This is a genomic window from Thauera mechernichensis (genome assembly GCF_029588855.1).
Lineage (GTDB): Bacteria > Pseudomonadota > Gammaproteobacteria > Burkholderiales > Rhodocyclaceae > Thauera > Thauera mechernichensis.
This window is the reverse complement of record NZ_JARQZE010000022.1, coordinates 1-17,247: the sequence shown is the minus strand read 5'-3', so window position 1 is coordinate 17,247 and position 17,247 is coordinate 1. Positions and strand designations below refer to the sequence as shown.

The following is a 17,247-nucleotide window of genomic DNA, read 5'->3' as shown; positions in this document are numbered from 1 at the left end:
GAACCGAACACATGACGGATATGTCCCTTTCCGGCCGCGCCGCCATCGTTGGCCTGGGCGCGACCGAATTCTCCAAGAACTCCGGCCGCACCGAGCTGCGCCTGGCCATGGAATCCACCCTGGCCGCGCTCGCCGATGCCGGCATCGACCCCTCCGAGGTCGAAGGCTTCTCGTCCTACACCATGGACAAGGTGCCCGACTACGAGATCGCGCGCCTGCTCGGCTGCAAGAACGTCAAGTTCTTCTCGCAGATCCCGCACGGCGGCGGCGCCGCCTGCGCGCCGGTGGTGCATGCCGCGATGGCGGTGGCCACCGGCCTGGCCAAGGTGGTGGTGGTGTTCCGCGCCATGAACGAGCGTTCGTGGTACCGCTTCGGCACCGGCACCTACGGCTTTGGCGACACGCCGATCTTCGAGAACGTGAACTACGGCTGGTACATGCCCTACGGCTTCCACACCCCGGCCGCCTGGGTGGGCATGTTCGCCCAGCGTTACATGCACGAATACGGCGCCACCAGCGAGGACTTCGGCCGCGTGTCGGTCGCCGTGCGCGACTTCGCCGCCACCAACCCGGCCGCCTTCTTCTACGGCAAGCCGATCACGCTGGAAGATCACCAGGCCTCGAAGTGGATCGCCGAGCCGCTGCGCCTGCTCGACTGCTGCCAGGAATCCGACGGTGCGGTGGCGATGGTCATTACCTCGGCCGAGCGCGCCCGTGACCTCAAGCAGAAGCCGGTCATCATCAAGGCCGGTTCGCAGGGCATCACCGAAGGCCAGCAGAGCATGACCTCCTACTACCGCGACGACATCACCGGCCTGCCGGAGATGGGCGTGGTGGCCAAGGAGCTCTACGCCCAGTCCGGCCTTGGCCCCGACGCCTTCCAGACCGCCGTCATCTACGACCACTTCACCCCCTTCGTGCTGCCGCAGCTGGAAGAGTTCGGCTTCTGCAAGCGTGGCGAGGCGAAGGACTTCATCCGCGCCGGCGAGCACGCCCGCGGCGGCAAGCTGCCGATCAACACCCACGGCGGCCAGCTCGGCGAGGCCTACATCCACGGCATGAACGGCGTCGCCGAGGCGGTGCGCCAGGTACGTGGCACGGCCGCCAACCAGGTGGCCGATGTCGAGAACGTGCTGGTCACCGCCGGTACCGGCGTGCCCACCAGCGGCCTCATCCTCGGCGTCGCCTGAGCGAAGGAGAACGAACGATGTTCGTCGATCTGACCCCGGAACAACACGCGCTGCGCCTGAAGGTGCGCGACTACTTCCAGACCCTGATGACCCCCGAGCTGCGCAGCGAGCTGCGCGGCAAGGAAGGCGGCGAGCTGTACCGCAACACCATCCGCAAGATGGGCGCGGACGGCTGGCTGGCGGTGGGCTGGCCCAAGGAGCACGGCGGCCAGGGCTATGCCGCCACCGAGCAGCTGATCTTCTTTGAAGAGGCCAACATCGCCGGCGCGCCGCTGCCCTTCGTCACCATCAGCACGGTCGGTCCGGCGCTGATGGAGTCGGGCACCGAGCTGCAGAAGAAGAAGTTCCTGCCCGGCATCGCCGCCGGCGAGATCATGTTCGCGATCGGCTATTCGGAGCCGGAGGCGGGCTCCGACCTCGCCACGCTCAAGACCAGCGCGCGGCTCGAAGGCGACCACTTCGTGGTCAACGGCAACAAGCTGTGGACCTCGGGCGCCGAGGCCGCCGACTACGTCTGGCTCGCCGCGCGCACCGACCCCAACCTGCCGCGCCACAAGGGCGTGTCCATCCTGATCCTGGACACCACGGCCGAAGGCTTCTCGCACACCGTCATCCCCACCTGCAGCAACCCCACCGCCGCCACCTACTACGACAACGTCAAGGTACCCAGGGACATGCTGGTGGGCGAGCTCAACGGCGGCTGGAAGCTCATCACCGCCCAGCTCAACCACGAACGCCTGGGCCTGGGCTCGTGGTCGGACAAGGTCGTCGCCCTGTTCCGCCGCGTGCTGCTGTGGGCCAAGGCCCAGGACGAGAACGGCCGCCGCGCGGTCGATGCGGCCTGGGTGCGCAGCCTGCTCGCCGAGTGCTACGCGAAGATCGAAGCGATGCGGCTGATCAACTTCCGCATCGCCGCCGACCTCGAGCGCGGCCACATGGATGTGGCGCTGGCTTCGGCCACCAAGGTGTATGGCTCCGAGTCGGTGGTCGATATCCTGCGCAAGCTGTCCGAGATCGTCGGCGCCAGCGGCCTGGTGCGCGAAGGCTCGGCCGCCGCAGCCCTGCTCGGCGAGCTGGAATACGAAGTGCGCGCCTCGGTCACGCTGACCTTCGGCGGCGGCACCAACGAGATCCAGCGCGAACTGGTGGCACAGTTCGGCCTCGGCATGCCGCGTTCGCGCTGAACCCCGCACAGGAAGAAGACATGAGCACCCTCGAAGATTTCCGCCGCGAGACCCGGGCCTGGCTCGAGGCCAACTGCCCGCCCTCGATGCGCACCGCGATGCCCGACGGCGAGCTGGTGTGGGGCGGGCGCACGGTCGAGTTCAAGCACGAGGACCAGCGCCTGTGGTTCGAGCGCATGCGCGACAAGGGCTGGTTCTGCCCCGACTGGCCGGCCGAGTATGGCGGCGGCGGGCTGACGCCGGAGCAGAACGCGGTGCTCGAGGCCGAAATGCGCCGCCTGCGCTGCCGCCCGCCGCAGATCAACCTCGGCATCTGGATGCTGGGCCCGGTGATCCTCGAGTTCGGCAGCGAGGCACAGAAGCGCGAGCTGCTGCCGCCGATGGCGCGCGGCGAGATCCGCTGGTGCCAGGGCTTCTCCGAGCCCAATGCCGGCTCCGACCTTGCCAGCCTCAAGACCAGCGCGGTCGATGCCGGCGACCACTTTGTGGTCAATGGCACCAAGATCTGGACGTCCTACGGCGACAAGTCCGACTGGATGTACATGCTGGTGCGCACCAACCCCGACGTGCCCAAGCAGCAGGGCATCAGCCTGCTGGTGGTCGACATGGCGTCGCCGGGCATCGAGGCGCGGCCGATCGACCTCATCAGCGGCAAGTCGTCCTTCTGCCAGGTCTTCTTCGACAACGTGAAGGTGCCCAAGGGCCAGCTCATCGGCCCGCTCAACGGCGGCTGGACCCTGGCCAAGGCGCTGCTGCAGCACGAGCGGCGGGCGATGTCCAAGTTCGGCGAGTTCGCCTTGCCGACCCACTTCGACCTGCTGTCGATCGCCGGCAACTACCTGCCGGCGCAGGACGCGTCCTCGCCGGCCGACGTTGCGCTGCGCCAGCGCGTGTATGCGACGGCGATGGACGAGATGGCCTACAGCCTCACCGCCCAGCGCATGGGCGAGGAAGCGCGTGCGCGCAAGAACGTGTCCGGGCTGATGTCGATCATGAAGCTGGTGCACTCCGAACAGGAGAAGGACAAGTTCGAGGTGCTGGTCGACGTGCTCGGCCACCGCGCCCTGGGCTGGGAAGGCGACGCCTTCGAGGCGCAGGAGCTGGCGCTCACCAAGGCGTGGCTGGGCAGCTTCGCGCAGACCATCGCCGGCGGCTCGTCCGAGGTGCAGTTGAACGTGATCGCCAAGCGCGTGCTGGAGTTGCCCGAAGGCAACAGCGGCAAGCAGGGCAAGTGAGGAGCAGGGTGTCATGAGTCTGGTTTATTCCGAAGAGCAGCAACTGCTGGCCGACACCGCCGCCGAGTTCCTGATGGCGAAGAGCCCGGTCACCGCCCAGCGCAAGCTGCGCGATGAGGATGTGGCCGAAGGCTTCGATGCCGCGCTGTGGCGCGAGATGGTCGACATGGGCTGGAGCGCGATTCCCTTCCCCGAGGCGCTCGGTGGCCTGGCCTTTGGCTGCAAGGGCCTGGGTGCGGTGTTCGAGCAGATCGGCCGCAACCTGTCGGCCTCGCCGCTGCTGTCGAGCATCGTGCTCGGCGGTTCGGTGATCGAGCTCGCCGGCTCCGAAGCGCAGCAGGCGGCGTGGATGGCGGCGCTGATCGGTGGCGACAAGCGCATCGCGCTGGCGGTGGATGAAACGCCGCGCCACGACCCGGCTGCGGTCGCGCTGCGCGCCGAGCGCGCAGGTGAAGATTACGTGCTCAAGGGCAGCAAGGCCTTCGTCGCCGACGGCGTGGGGGCGGATGCCTTCATCGTCGCTGCGCGTACGGGTGGACAGCCAGGCGAGCAGGGCGGCATCAGCCTGTTCATCGTCGCCGCCGATGCGGTCGGCGTGCAGGTGTCGCCGATGAAGACGCTGGACTCGCGCAACCACGCTACGCTGGTGCTGAACGAGGTGCGTGTCGGCGCCGCAGCGCTGCTGGGCGCGGAGGGCGAGGGCTTTGCCGCGCTCGACGCGGCGCTGGACCGCGGCCGCGTGTGCCTGGCGGCCGAGCTGCTGGGCGCCACGCAGAGCCTGTTCGACACCACCGTCGAGTACCTGAAGACGCGCGTGCAGTTCGACGTGCCGATCGGCAGCTTCCAGGCCCTGCAGCACCGCGCCGCATGGTGCTACGCCCACCTGCAGCTCGCGCGCAGCGCGGTGATGGCCGGGCTGGCGGCGATGGACGACCCGGCGCTCGACGCCGCCGCACGCGCGCGCATGGCCAGCCTCGCCAAGTGGAAGGCCGGCGATGCGGCCCACCGCATCAGCCGCGAGGCGGTGCAGATGCACGGCGGCATGGGCGTCACCGACGAGCTCGACGTCGGCCTCCACCTCAAGCGCATCCGCGTCGCACAGGCCAGCCTGGGCGACGGCGACTTCCACGTGCAGCGCTACGGCGACCTGAGCATGATCGAGGCCTGAGGCACCCTGCGCGTGCGCTGGCTGCCTCAGGTCCGGACGGGCGAAGAGCTGCGCGCCCTGCATGGCCCGGCCTTCAAATGGCTGGCGCTGACGGTGGTGGGGCTGGGCACCATCGCCGCGGTGCTGGCGACGACGAGCTTCAACGTCGCGGTTCCGGCGCTGGGTGCGTTCTTCGGCTTGGGTCAGCATCAGGTGCAGTGGGCGATCACCGGCTTCATGGCCGCGCTCACCGTGGCCATGCTGCCCACGCCCTGGGTGCTGGACCGCATCGGCTTCCGGCGCCTCTTCCTCGGTGCCAATCTGGTGCTTGGGGCCAGCAGCGTTGCCGGTGCGCTGGGCGACAGCTTCAGCTTCGTCGTCGCCATGCGCATCGTGCAGGGTGTGGCTGCGGGGCTGCTGCAGCCCTTGCCGATGCTGGCGGTGATGCGCCTGTTCCCGGCCGGGAGCCAGGGGCGGGCGCACGGCATGCTGGGCTTCGGCATCGTGCTGGCGCCAGCGGTGGCGCCTGCGCTGGCGGGCGTGCTGCTCGACCGCTTCGGCTGGCCGTCGATCTTCCTGATGAGCCTGCCGTTCTGCGTCGTTGCCGGCATCATGGGCCTGTTCCTGCTGCCGCGCCACGAACCGTCGGCGCCGCGGCCTTTCGACTGGTTGGGCGTGGCGATCCTGTGTGCGGCCTCGCTGTTGGCGATCGACTTCATCGCCAGCCTGCGCGGCCATGGCCTGCTTGCGGCGCGCACGCTGGCCCTGCTGGCGCTGTCGATGCTGTGTGTCGTCGCTTTCGTGCGCCATGCCCGGCGTGCCGCGGCGCCCATCGTGTCGCTCGATCTGTTTGCCGAGCGCAGCTTTGCGATGGCGGCACTGGTCACCGTCGTGTACGGCTTCGGGCTGTACGCGTCCACCTATCTGATTCCGGTCTTCCTGCAGAGCGCGCTCGGTTACGACGCCACCTATGCCGGCCTGGCCCTGCTGCCCTCGGGCATCCTGCTCGCTGTCGTGATCCCGCTCGCTGGCGTGCTGACCGATCGCCATTCGCCGCGCTGGATCACGGTGTGGGGGCTGGCGCTGTTCGGGCTGTCCTTCGTGCTGTTCGCCTGGCGGGGCGGTGAGATCAGCTATGCCGAAGTGATCGCCTTCAGCCTGCTCGGCCGGCTTGGCCTCGGGCTGACGGTGCCGGCGCTGATGGTGGCCACCATGGCCCATGTCGCGCCCGCGCTGATGGGGCAGGCGTCCATGGTGAGCAACTACACCCGCCAGCTGGGCGGGGTGCTGGGCGTGGCGGTGGTGGCGGTGTTCGTGGAGTGGCGCGCGGCGGTGGAGGGCGCGGGAACGGGCGGGCTGTTCCAGGCCTATGCGCAGGCCTTCCTGCTGCTGGCGCTGAGCTTCGCGGTCGCGGTCGCATTTGCGATGCGCATGCGACCGCGAACCGACCCTATGCGTTGATCTGCTCGACCAAGGCGCGCACGGCAGCCTTCACGTCATTGCGGCGATAGGCCAGGGACATGTCGGGCTCGTAGCGTGCGTAGTTGCCGCGTCCGGTGTAGATAGCGACGTCCGGCAGGAGCGGGTGTTCCTGGTCGAGCTCGGGGACCGGCTGCGGATTGCCGACGGCCTCGAAGAACAGGCTGAAGTACTCGGCGAAGCTCAGATTCTCGTCGCCGACCAGATAGGCCTTGCCGGGTGTGCCCTTGAGCAGCGCCTGGTGCAGTGCTTCGGACAGCGCGCCCACCGACATGAAGTTGGTGCCGCCCTTCGGCCCGAATACCGGCACATCGGGCAGCTGCCCCTTGGCATAGGCGACGTAGGCTTCGAACATCGGGTTCGGCAGGCCCGGCACGTGGCCGACCATGAAGGGCGCGTTGACCGACACGACTTCGAATCTGGCCGAGTTCAGGGCGCGTACGCCGACATCCGACAGATGGCGGGAGCGGACGTAAGGAATCGTCTCGATCAGCTCGGGTGCCATTTGCGGATAGAAGCTGCCCAGCAGGACTGCACGGCGCATGCCCGCATCGCGTGCGGCAGCGAAGAAGCGCGGGATGGCGACGGTGTTGCGCTCGTGCCATTGCTCGTCCAGGGACTGCCCGAGATCGACATGGCGAATGTCCTGGCCGGCGCAGAACAGCAGCGCATCGAATCCTTTCAGCACCGATGGGTCGGTGGCTTTCGTGTAGTCGATGCTGATGAATGGAAGTGCAGCGAGCAGCGGGGCCTTGGGGGCTGTCCGCGATGCGATCGTGACGTCGAACCCATGCGCTTTCAGGTGCAAGGCTGCGTGTCCGCCCAACAGGCCGGTACCACCGACGACGAGAGTCTTCATGCTTGTGTGTCTCCTCAGAAATTGAAACCGTTGGTCTGGATGACCGGTGCGATGGTCCAGCCGCCTTGCGGCGTGCGGTACCAGCCGCTGGCCGCGAGGGCGCCGCCGTCCACATGCAGCGTTGTGCCGCTGACCCAACTCGCCATGTCGCTGGCCAGATAGACGACAGCGTCGGCGATCTCCGCGGCCGTGCCATAGCGGCCCAGGGGTACCCAGTCCGACAGGCGTTCGCGGTACTCGGGCTTGATGAACTGCGAAAGGGGCAACTGGGCGGTCTCGGTCGCTTCGGGAGCGACCTGGTTGATGCGGATGCCGTGGCTACCCAGCTCGACGGCGAGGCTCTTGGTAAAGCCGGCCAGCGCGGTCTTGAAGGCCGAGTAGAACGCCAGGTTGGGGACGCCGCGGAAGGCTTCGATGGTCGATAGATTGACGATGCTTGCGGTCGGGCTTCGATGAGCCTTCAGCAGCGGCAAGGCGCAGCGCGTCACCTCGAATACCTGGCGCAGGTTCGTCCCGTAGAGACGGTCGATCTCTGCATCCGAATACGCTTCGAAGGGCTTTGCCATCTGCAGCGAGTCGCCGACGTTGTTGACCAGGACGTCGAGCGCACCGTCCGTCGCGGTCAGCTCGGCGAACACGCGCACGACGTCGTCCGGTCTGGTCACGTCGCCATGGAAGACCCGGTGTCCGTCGCCCTGGTCGGCGAGCCAGGCTTCCACGTCGGCCGCGCGTGCCGCGTCCGATTCGATCACCCGTAGCTTCGCCTTCAGGCCGGCGAATTTCTCGACGGTCGCCCGCCCGATACCCGCACCGCCACCGGTGACCAAGATTGTCCTTCCATCGAAATCGAGCATGTCTCACGACCCCCTGTTGAAGTTTCGAGCGGCAAGCTGCCGGCTCCGGACGATTGTTGGGTCCTGGCTCGGGTGTGACATCGTGAAAGGGGACGAGGGCCTTATCGTCCGGATGGACGATGAGCTGCACCGGGGGCTTGGGAATAGTCCTTCCATGAATGTCGGGCTCGATTGCAGGCTAGAGGTTGAGGTGATGGCGTGAGCGCGCACGATGCGTCCGCGGTCTTTCGTGCGGCGGACATGGACATCGCGCATCACGATCGCATCGTGAGCATCATTTATGCATCCGCAATGGATCACCAGAAATGGGTGGATGCACTGCAGGAAATGAGAGGCCTGTTCGCCGCGAATTTCCTGACCCTGATCCTGCGCGAGGCATCGCTTGAAGACCCGGGGCTGATCGTCTGGGTCGGCGACGGAGCCGAAGGCGGGAGCGCGCGCTTCGAGCCCGCCCGTGACGACCTTACGCCGTTCGCGAACCTGGCGGCGGACCGGATCCATGTCGTCGATGACCTGATGGAGAGCTCGGACTGGCGGCGCTCGGCCTACTTTCAGCAGTCGTGCAGGCCGCACGATGTCTTTCACGTCATGTCGGTGGATATCTCGATCGCAGGGGCGGGGCGTCTGCCGCTGCGGATCACGCGCCCGGAGTCCGCGCCCGCGTTCAGCGAGCGCGACCGCGCGCGTTGCCAGGCCCTGCTGCCGCATCTGCGCCGTGCGCTGCAACTGCACAATCAGCTGCGCCGGAAGGAGTCCCTGGGCGGGATGTACTCCAGCGCGATGGGCCGCCTGTCCGTCGGCACGGTCGTCCTCGATGAGCGTGGCCGGGTGTTCGACCAGAACCCGATTGCGCGTGACATCCTTGCCAATGGCGACGGCCTCAAAGTGGCCGGAGGCCGGCTCGAGGCCTTCTATCCGAGTGACAACCGCGCGCTGCAGAACCTGATACGCGGCGCCTTCGCACGACATGCCTCGTGCCAGCCGGCCGTGGCCGAGGCCTTGTCGATATCGCGGCCATCGGGTCAGCCGCACCTGGGCATCGTCGTCGAGGTGTTGCCGCCGGGTGAGTGGGCGGGCGGGCGTGGCAGGCCGGTTGTGGTGTTGTACGTACGCGACCCGGCGGGCCGCACGCTGGCAGACGCGGAGGCGGTGCGCCAGCTCTTCAACCTCACCCCGACGGAGACCGCCGTCGCGCTCAAGCTGGCCGATGGGGCCTCGCTCGAGGAAGCTGCGGAGGCGCTGGGGATTCGCCGCAATACCGCGCGCGCCCACCTGCGCGCGATCTTCTCGAAGACCGGGGTGCGGCGGCAGACCGAGCTGGTTCGCATCCTGCTGAACAGCGTCGCGCCGCTGCGGGTCGAGGCCGGAGAGGGCGCCCCGCCCGCCTGACGCGACCCCCGCCGCCCGCGCCCCTCAGGTGGCGGCGCGGATGGCCTTGATCGCTTCCGCTGCCGCCGCGTCGTTCGCCGGGTCGGTCGGCACCGTGAGCGTGATGCGGTCGACCAGGCCGCCGAAGCGCGCGGCGAGCTGCTCCGGCAACTGGTCGTAGCGGCCGGACACCAGGAAGGTGTCGAGCACCTCGTCGGTGAATACGCCGGGCATGTCCTTCCAGCGCCCCTCGCGGGTGAGCGCAAGCAGCTGTTCGCCGACGTGCTGCCAGCCGAACAGCTCCAGGCTGGCCCAGTAGGCCGGGGTGGAGAACAGGAAGGCGAGCATGTCGCGGAAGCGTTCGCGCTCGGCGGCGACGGTGGCGTCGTCCGGCCCGGTGGCAACGAACTGGCTGGCGCTGATGAAGGGCTTGGCGCGCCCGGGGTCGCGCTGTGCGGTGCCGACCGCGATCTGCGGCAGGATCACTTCCTTCAGGTAACGCACCGAGGTGTTGGTCGGATGGGTGTGGATGCCGTCGGCGGTCTTGCCGACCAGCTCCAGCATCTTCGGGCCGACCGCACCGAGCATCAGCGGCACGTCGGGGGCGTCGATCGGCCCCGGGTTGAAGAAGGGCTGCAGGCGGGTGAACTTGTAGTGCTCGCCGATGTACTCGAGCCGCTCGCCGGTGCGGAAGGCGTGGAAGATGGCGCGCAGCGCGCCGACGTACTCGCGCATGCCGGCGGCCGGCGGCAGCCAGCGCGCCGAGTAGCGATCCTCGATGTTCTGCTTGATCTGCGTGCCCATGCCGAGCTCGAAGCGGCCGCCCGACATCTTCTGCAGGTCCCAGGCCGCCAGCGCGACATTCATCGGGCTGCGCGGGAAGACGATCAGCACCGAGGTGCCGACCTTGAGTTTCGAGGTTGCGGACAGCGCCTGGCAGGCGAGCAGCAGGCCATCGTGGATCGCGTCGGACACGAACAGGCCGTCGTAGCCCATGGCTTCGACGCGGCGGGCGAAGGCGCCCATGTCGGCCAGGTTCAGGTTTTCAGGGGTGGAGGCGAAGATCTCGAACATGGGGGGAGTCCTGGGCAAGGGTCAAAGCTTGAAATCGGGCAGCGGGCCGGCGCCATCGAGGCGCATCACGGGCAGGCCGAGCTCGCGCAGCAGCGGCAGGCTCAGCGCCACCCGGCCCGACAGCGCAGCCTGCGAACGGGAACACAGGGCCAGGGCCGCCTCGGCCATGGCTTCCACCGGCTCCATGTGGGCGAGGTCGTCGATCGAGCCGCTGACGAGCGCGCCCTCGCTGGCGACGGCCTCCACCGGGGCAAGCGTGTTCACCGCGATGTTGTCGGCGGCGAGCTCCATCGCCATGCCGGTGCTCAGGCGTTCGAGCGCGGCCTTGGTCGAGCCGTAGAGCGTGGGCGAATGGGTGGTGTGGAAGCGGTAGGCGCGGTCCTTCGGGTCATAGGGCGCCGGGCCGGGGCGGGTGCTGGTCGCGCTCGAGAGGTTGAGGATCCATCCGCCGCCACGCGCCTTCATCGCCGGGATGGCGAGCTGCGCCAGGTGGTGGGGCGCGAACAGGTTGACCGCATAGGCCAGCTGGACGCGCTCCGGCGACTGAGCGTAACCCGCGCCGAAACGCGCCCAGGCGGCGTTGTTGACCAGGATGTCGATGCCGCCGTAGTGGCCGAGCGTGGTGCTGACGATGCGCTCGCGGTCGGCGGCGCTGGCCAGGTCGGCCTGCACGCACAGGCAGTCGCCGCCGGCCGCACGGATGCGCGCCGCGGTCTCGTCGAGCGAGCCGGGCAGCTTGCCGCCGGGTTCGCCGGTGCGCGCCACGAGCACGACCTTGGCGCCTTCGGCGGCGAAGCGTTCGGCGATCGCCGCGCCGATGCCGCGGCTGGCGCCGGTGACGATCGCGACCTTGTCCTTGAGGGTGTGGGGCATGCGGGGCTCCTCGTCAGTGCTGGCGGTAGCGGCGCTGCACGTGTTCCTGGCGGATCGCGATCTGCTGCCGGCGCGCCTCGGGCGAGATCAGGCGGGTGTCGGCCGGCAGGTGCTGGCGCAGCTCGGCAAGCGGCACCTTCTTCGCCGTGGCCCACGGCAGGTTGTCCATGGGCTTGACCGGGTAGGCCCAGCGTATCGCCATGTAGCCCTCGGGCTGGCCGGTGGTGTCGAGCCAGTTGGCGATGCCCGGGTCGGTGTGCGAGACCACCAGGCGGAAGACGTTGTCGGCATCGCGGTGGGCCTGCAGGCCGCCGAGGCTGCTCTGGTAGTTGGCGAAGTCCAGCGATTCGCCCCACATGTTGCCCAGGCTGAAACCGATGTACACCGGCTCCACCGGCTGGTGCATCTCGACCACCAGGGCTTCGTCGGCTGCCAGCTCGAACATGCCGCCGCAATACACGTTGGTGGCCATGCCGCCGGCGGTGGCGAGCGAGGCGGCGTTGGGCTTGTTGAAGTCGTTGCGCGGCATGAAGCACTGGCCGTCGCCGTTCATGTCGCCGTAGCACTCGCACACGACGGCGTAGAACTCGTTCCAGAAATGCACCTGGTTGCGGGTGAAGCGGCCGATGTCGGCGATCTGCCTGGCGGCGACCTCGGGCGTGTAGGCCGGCATCGGCTTGCCGAGCAGGTCGTTGCGGTAGATGAAGAGCTCGAGCAGGTCCTCGTTCTCCCAGTCGGAGAACAGCTCGCGCAGCATCACCAGCTGGCTCACGTATTCGCGCGTGACGCTGCTGCCGTCCTTCTGCTTGCGCGTGCGGCTGGCGCGGGTGAGCATGAAGTTGCCCTCGTAGCCGGGCGGCTTCTCGGGCGCGAGCAGGATCTCGAAGCGGCCGTCGGCCTCGACCTTGAGCTCGGTGCAGTCCAGTTCGGCGCAGTTGATCCGCGAGCCGGGGGTCATCTCCTTGAGGCTGCCGCTTTCGCCCGAGTAGCCGCTGGGCGTCTCGAAGATCACGTAGTGCGGCGCCTTGCGCACCCCGGCCGGCGCCTTGCCGCCGCGCCAGGCGCTGGTGTCGCCGGCGCGACCGCGGATGGTGTAGCTGTAGTTGCCGTCGATCGGCGCCATCAGATAGAGCGCGTCGCAGTTGTCGATGGTCGAGCGGTTGAGCGGCTGGATGGCGCGCACGAAGTAGGGGAACTCCGGCGTCGGACCGAGACAGCGCGAGATCGAGCCGTACAGGAAGCCGAGCACGTAGCGGTAGCCTTCGGCGAGGTTGCGCGGCGTGGCGGGCGGGGGCCACAGCTTGGGGTCGTCGATGGCGTCGCGGGCGTCCTGCAGCTGCGCGATCATGCCGTCCCAGGCCTGGCGCAGCTGGACTGCGGCGTCGCGTGTCTCTGGGTCGCGGGGCTCGACGTGGGCCTTGACGGCCTCGAAGACGGCATCGTGCCGGGGGTTGGGCTCATGCATGGGCCAGCTCCTTTTCCTTGTCCTTGTGTTGGGCGGCGGGGACGTCTTCGTCCCAGTGGAATTGCTCGAACAGCGGCGCCAGCCGCGCGCGGATCTCGGCGTCGTCGAGGCCGAATTCGGCCAGGCTGTAGCGGTGTTCGGTTTCGTGCTTGCGGGTACGGGCGGCCTCGGCCTCCAGGAAGCTCGCAAAGGCGGGGGTGATGTCGAGCCCGAGATCGCGATAGACGTCCTCGATCGTGCCCTTCGGGTCGGTGGTCAGGCGGCGGTAGTCGATGACCGCGCGCGGGGTCTCGGGGTGGCGTTCCAGCACCGCGAGCGGATGCAGGTAGGACTCGTAGGAGAGTCCGGTCATCACCTGGTTGGATTGGCGGATGCGGTCCTCGGACAGGTTGCCCTGCAGCTTCCAGCCCACGTTGAGCAGCTTGAGCAGGCTGGGGATGGTCTCGTGCGGGTTGCGGTAGAGGATCACGAAGCGCGCATCGGGAAAGGCTTCGATCAGGGACTCGACGCGGCCGCAGTAGGTGGGGTTCTTGCTGAGGTGGATGCGGTCGCTGCCGTTCAGGTAGAGCTGGCGGCGCACGCATTCCTTGTAGAACTTCATCATCCGGCGCCGGCTCGCGGCCGGGCGCTGGTCGATGTGGAAGAAGTCGAGCTCGCTCATGTAGGGCAGCTTGGTCAGCCAGAAACCCGATGCGCAGGAGTTGAAGTACAGCAGGTCGTCTTCTTCCGGGATGGTCAGGCCCATCTTGTGGATGTGCTGCATGGGGCCGAACTTGCGCTTCTCCCAGGCCTGCAGCCTGCGCTCCAGCGCACGTCCGAGCAGGTGGGCGTCGATCCATGCGGCCAGGCGCACGAGCTTCTTCTGCAGCAGCGAGGGCAGCAGCAGCTCGTAGTACTTGAAGGTGGAGAAACGCTCGTCGGCATCCATCAGCCGGTGGGCGAGCGTGGTGCCGCTGCGCGCGTGGCCGATGATGAAGACCGGCGTCTTGACGCGCGTGCGCCACAGGCCGGGGAACAGGATGCCGTCGAGGAAGAAGCACACGGCGGTGAACGCGGCGCGCAGTGGCACATGCAGCAGCAGGAGCTTGTACAGCCCGCGCCGCCGGCGCGAGTTGGGCTCCTGGCCGACGAGGCGCAGCAGCTTGAACCAGACGGTGAAGTCGAAGTAGTACAGCAAGGGGGTCTCCTTAGTCGTTCGGGATGCCTTCGCCGGGCATCTTCTTGAGATAGCGGACGAGCATGGCGTGCAGCTCGTCGACGAAGTCCTGGGTCAGGATCAGCTCCGGGTTGCGGTCGAGCGTGGCGTGGATCGTGCCTTCGAGCGCGTTGGCCACCATCTGCGCGGCGAGCGCGAAGTTGTTCACCCGCAACGCGTCCTTATGGCGTCCGAGGGCGGACGGCAGCCACTCGGCAGTGCTTGGCTTGTTGGGGTAGCGCTTGCGTGAATAGGCCTCGAAGTCGTACTTCCAGTGGATCTCGAGGTAGAAGTCCTGCAGTTGCAGGTACAGGCGGCGGTGGCGCGCAACCTGTTCCTCCACGAAGAAGGCCAGCGTCGCATCGAGCGAGTTCTCCGCCAGGGCGATTGCCTGGCGGTCGAGCCGCTTGATCTCGTCGAGCTCCGAGGTCAGCAGCGCATTGCAGATGTCGGCCGCGATGGCGTGCTTGTCGGTGTAGTACTGGTAAAGGCTGCCGATGCTGACCCCCGCAACCTCGGCGATGCGGTTGGTGGTCAGGCGTGCATGCCCCTCCTCCTTGAGAATGCGCAGCGCCGCTTCGCGAATCGCGCGCAGGGTCGCGGTCGCTCGGGATTGGGTCGGGTTGCGGCGCAGTGGAGAGTGGTGGGAGGCCATGGGCATTCCTTCGCGTGACGTGGTCATTGGAGCAAGCCATCCACCGCCTGGCTACTCGCTTTCGATGTACGGAGGCGAACGGCGGGTGGATTCAAAGCGTCTTGTAAACAGTGGCTTGGAGGCTGCTTCAGATTCCCTTTTGCATAAACTGAGCCTTGCTCGGTTTTTGTTGCGCTAGGCCGCGGCGGTCGTGCCCCAGGCGGCGAAGTGGGGGTTGGCGAAATCGGTCTTGCCATAACGCAGGGTGGTGCCGTCGAGCGTGCGGACGATGCCGCCGGCGGCGCGCAGCACGGCGTCGCCGGCGGCGATGTCCCACTCCATGGTGCGGCCCAGGCGCGGATAGACATCGGCCTCGCCGGCGGCAACCAGGCACAGCTTGAGCGAGGATCCGGCGTTGATCTGGCTGGCGACCTTGCGCCCTGCCAGGAAGGCGGCGAGCGCCTCGGCGTCGCCGTGCGAGCGGCTGGCCACCACGGTGAGGCCTTCGGCGGGCGGTGTGCGGCACGCGATCGTGCGGCGCACGCCCTTGTCCTCCACCGTCGCGCCGATCCCGGCCGCGCCGGCGAACAGGCGGTCGAGGGCGGGGGCGAAGACGACGCCGAGCATGGGGGCACCGTGCTCGATGAGCGCGATGTTCACGGTGAATTCGCCATTGCGGCTGATGAACTCCTTGGTGCCGTCGAGCGGATCGACCAGCCAGAAGCGCTCGCCCACCGCGGGAATGCGCCCGGCCGCGGCTTCCTCCTCGGAGACCACCGGAATGTCCGGGCTGAGGCGGGCGAGCGCGGGCAGGATGAGGGCTTCGGCGCGCTCGTCGGCCTCGGTCACAGGGGAGGCGTCGGTCTTGCCGCGTACCGCGAAATCGGTGGCGTAGATCCGCATGATCTCGTCGCCGGCGGCGCGGGCGATTGGCAACAAGGCGTCGAGCAGGGCGCGTAGATCGGAGGTCTTGGTCATGTTTGTTCCAGTTCGCGTTGGTGGGGCGGGCCCCGGCGGGGCCCGCTGCCTTCAGTCGGCGATCACGCCGCGCAGGCGCAGGGTGGCGATGACCGCGTCGGCGGCCGCGTCGAGGGAGAGCTGGGGCGTGGTCAGCCGCAGCTCGGGGTTCTCCGGCGCCTCGTAGGGCGAGTCGATGCCGGTGAAGTTCTTCAGCTCGCCGCGCCGGGCCTTCTTGTAGAGGCCCTTCACGTCGCGCTGCTCGGCGACCTCGAGCGGCGTGTCGACGAAGATCTCGATGAACTCGTCGTCGCCCATCAGGCTGCGCGCCATGCGCCGTTCGGACTTGAAGGGCGAGATGAAGGCAGTGAGCACGATGAGGCCGGCATCGACCATCAGCTTCGCGACCTCGGCCACGCGGCGGATGTTCTCGACGCGGTCGGCGTCGGTGAAGCCGAGGTCCTTGTTCAGCCCGTGGCGCACGTTGTCACCGTCGAGCAGGTAAGTGTGGTGGCCCAGCGCGTGCAGCTTCTTCTCGACCAGGTTGGCGATCGAGGACTTGCCCGCACCCGACAGGCCGGTGAACCAGAGCACGCAGCTCTTCTGGTGCTTCTGGGTTGCGCGCGCCACCTTGTCGACATCGACATGCTGCAGGTGGATGTTGTGCGCACGGCGCAGCGCGAAGTGCAGCAGGCCGGCACCAACGGTGTTGTTGGACAGCCGGTCGACGAGGATGAAGCCGCCGGTGTCGCGGTTGTCGCGGTAGGCATCGAAGGCGATCGGACGGTCGAGGCTGATGTTGCACACGCCGATCGCGTTCAGTTCCAGCTTCTTGGCCGCGACGTGCTCGAGCGTGTTCACGTTCACCTGGTACTTGATGTCGGTGATCGTGGCCGTGACCGTCTTGGCGCCGATCTTGAGCAGGTAGGGGCGGCCGGGCAGCATCGGCTCGTCGTGCATCCACACCAGCGTGGTCTCGAACTGGTCGGCCACCTCGGCGGGCGCTTCCACCGTGGAGATGACGTCGCCGCGCGAGATGTCGATCTCGTCGGCCAGCGTCAGCGTCACCGACTGGCCGGAGACGGCCTGCGCCAGGTCGCCGCCGTGGGTGACGATGCGCGCCACCGTGCTCTCGCGCCCCGAGGGCTGCACGCGGATGCGGTCGCCCGGGCGGATCACGCCGCTCGCCACCTGGCCGGCGAAGCCGCGGAAATCCAGGTTGGGGCGGTTGACCCACTGCACCGGCAGGCGGAAGGGCGCGCGCTGCATGCGTGCGTCGTCGATCTCGACCGTTTCCAGGTAGGCCATCAGCGTACTGCCGTGGTACCAGGGCATCGCGCTGCTGGGCTCGATGATGTTGTCGCCCCTGAAGGCCGACAGCGGGATGAAGCTCACGTCCTCGAGGCCGATCTGTGCGGCGAAGGCGGTGTAGTCCTCGCGGATGTCGCGGAAGACCTTCTCCGAGTAGTCGACCAGGTCCATCTTGTTGATCGCCACCACGATGTGGCGGATGCCCAGCAGCGACACCAGGTAGCTGTGGCGGCGCGTCTGGGTGAGGATGCCCCTGCGCGCATCGACCATCAGGATCGCCACATCCGCCGTGGAAGCGCCGGTGACCATGTTGCGGGTGTACTGCTCGTGGCCCGGGGTGTCGGCGACGATGAACTTGCGCTTGTCGGTGGAGAAGAAGCGGTAGGCCACGTCGATCGTGATGCCCTGCTCGCGCTCGGCCG

General features: G+C 67.9%; 15 protein-coding genes. 6 read left to right on the top strand and 9 right to left on the bottom strand.

Annotation, left to right across the window (positions count from 1 at the left end; all coding sequences use genetic code 11):
• Positions 1 to 11 precede the first annotated feature (11 nt).
• Genes P7F68_RS18095 through P7F68_RS18075 form a run of 5 tightly spaced genes read left to right on the top strand, consistent with a single transcriptional unit; the run spans position 12 to position 6,217 of the window.
• Complete coding sequence (locus P7F68_RS18095) at positions 12 to 1,190, top strand: lipid-transfer protein (protein WP_002925294.1); 1,179 nt, start codon at positions 12 to 14, stop codon at positions 1,188 to 1,190.
• 17 nt (positions 1,191 to 1,207) lie between these two features.
• Positions 1,208 to 2,374, top strand: coding sequence for an acyl-CoA dehydrogenase family protein (locus P7F68_RS18090; RefSeq protein WP_277835240.1), 1,167 nt, complete (start codon positions 1,208 to 1,210; stop codon positions 2,372 to 2,374).
• Between the two features lie 20 nt (positions 2,375 to 2,394).
• Positions 2,395 to 3,609, top strand: coding sequence for an acyl-CoA dehydrogenase family protein (locus P7F68_RS18085; RefSeq protein WP_277835238.1), 1,215 nt, complete (start codon positions 2,395 to 2,397; stop codon positions 3,607 to 3,609).
• 13 nt (positions 3,610 to 3,622) lie between these two features.
• Positions 3,623 to 4,777, top strand: a complete 1,155-nt coding sequence (locus P7F68_RS18080) for an acyl-CoA dehydrogenase family protein (RefSeq protein WP_277835236.1) — start codon at positions 3,623 to 3,625, stop codon at positions 4,775 to 4,777.
• Positions 4,778 to 4,789: 12 nt separating this feature from the next.
• Positions 4,790 to 6,217 carry a DHA2 family efflux MFS transporter permease subunit gene (locus P7F68_RS18075; RefSeq protein WP_277835234.1) on the top strand — a complete coding sequence of 476 codons (1,428 nt, stop codon included), beginning with the start codon at positions 4,790 to 4,792 and terminating at the stop codon, positions 6,215 to 6,217.
• Here the strand turns inward: P7F68_RS18075 and P7F68_RS18070 are convergent.
• Together P7F68_RS18070 and P7F68_RS18065 are read right to left on the bottom strand one after the other, a co-directional pair.
• Positions 6,207 to 7,094, bottom strand: coding sequence for an NAD-dependent epimerase/dehydratase family protein (locus tag P7F68_RS18070; RefSeq protein WP_277835232.1), 888 nt, complete (start codon positions 7,092 to 7,094; stop codon positions 6,207 to 6,209). The genes P7F68_RS18075 and P7F68_RS18070 overlap by 11 nt on opposite strands.
• 14 nt (positions 7,095 to 7,108) lie before the next feature.
• The gene (locus P7F68_RS18065) at positions 7,109 to 7,921 is read right to left on the bottom strand and encodes an SDR family NAD(P)-dependent oxidoreductase (RefSeq protein ID WP_232433208.1); all 813 of its coding nucleotides are present in this window, start codon (positions 7,919 to 7,921) and stop codon (positions 7,109 to 7,111) included.
• Positions 7,922 to 8,146: 225 nt separating this feature from the next.
• Between P7F68_RS18065 and P7F68_RS18060 the strand changes: the two genes are divergently transcribed.
• Complete coding sequence (locus P7F68_RS18060; RefSeq protein ID WP_277835230.1) at positions 8,147 to 9,337, top strand: helix-turn-helix transcriptional regulator; 1,191 nt, start codon at positions 8,147 to 8,149, stop codon at positions 9,335 to 9,337.
• A gap of 24 nt (positions 9,338 to 9,361) precedes the next feature.
• Here the strand turns inward: P7F68_RS18060 and P7F68_RS18055 are convergent, their stop codons facing one another.
• The 7 genes from P7F68_RS18055 to cysC form a co-directional block, all read right to left on the bottom strand.
• Positions 9,362 to 10,390 carry a TIGR03617 family F420-dependent LLM class oxidoreductase gene (locus P7F68_RS18055; protein ID WP_277835229.1) on the bottom strand — a complete coding sequence of 343 codons (1,029 nt, stop codon included), beginning with the start codon at positions 10,388 to 10,390 and terminating at the stop codon, positions 9,362 to 9,364.
• A gap of 21 nt (positions 10,391 to 10,411) precedes the next feature.
• A complete protein-coding gene (locus tag P7F68_RS18050) occupies positions 10,412 to 11,263 on the bottom strand; it encodes an SDR family NAD(P)-dependent oxidoreductase (RefSeq protein WP_277835228.1) in 852 nt (283 codons plus the stop codon).
• Between the two features lie 13 nt (positions 11,264 to 11,276).
• Complete coding sequence (locus P7F68_RS18045; protein ID WP_277835226.1) at positions 11,277 to 12,728, bottom strand: UBA domain-containing protein; 1,452 nt, start codon at positions 12,726 to 12,728, stop codon at positions 11,277 to 11,279.
• The gene (locus P7F68_RS18040) at positions 12,721 to 13,905 is read right to left on the bottom strand and encodes a sulfotransferase family protein (protein WP_277835224.1); all 1,185 of its coding nucleotides are present in this window, start codon (positions 13,903 to 13,905) and stop codon (positions 12,721 to 12,723) included. Before P7F68_RS18040 ends, P7F68_RS18045 begins: the two co-directional genes overlap by 8 nt.
• Before the next feature lie 10 nt (positions 13,906 to 13,915).
• A complete protein-coding gene (locus tag P7F68_RS18035; protein WP_277835222.1) occupies positions 13,916 to 14,578 on the bottom strand; it encodes a TetR/AcrR family transcriptional regulator in 663 nt (220 codons plus the stop codon).
• A 174-nt stretch (positions 14,579 to 14,752) separates the two neighbouring features.
• Positions 14,753 to 15,535 carry a 3'(2'),5'-bisphosphate nucleotidase CysQ gene (gene cysQ, locus P7F68_RS18030; protein ID WP_277835220.1) on the bottom strand — a complete coding sequence of 261 codons (783 nt, stop codon included), beginning with the start codon at positions 15,533 to 15,535 and terminating at the stop codon, positions 14,753 to 14,755.
• 51 nt (positions 15,536 to 15,586) lie between these two features.
• Positions 15,587 to 17,247 (bottom strand): adenylyl-sulfate kinase (gene cysC, locus P7F68_RS18025; RefSeq protein WP_277835218.1); only part of this gene is annotated, 1,661 nt, incomplete at its 5' end.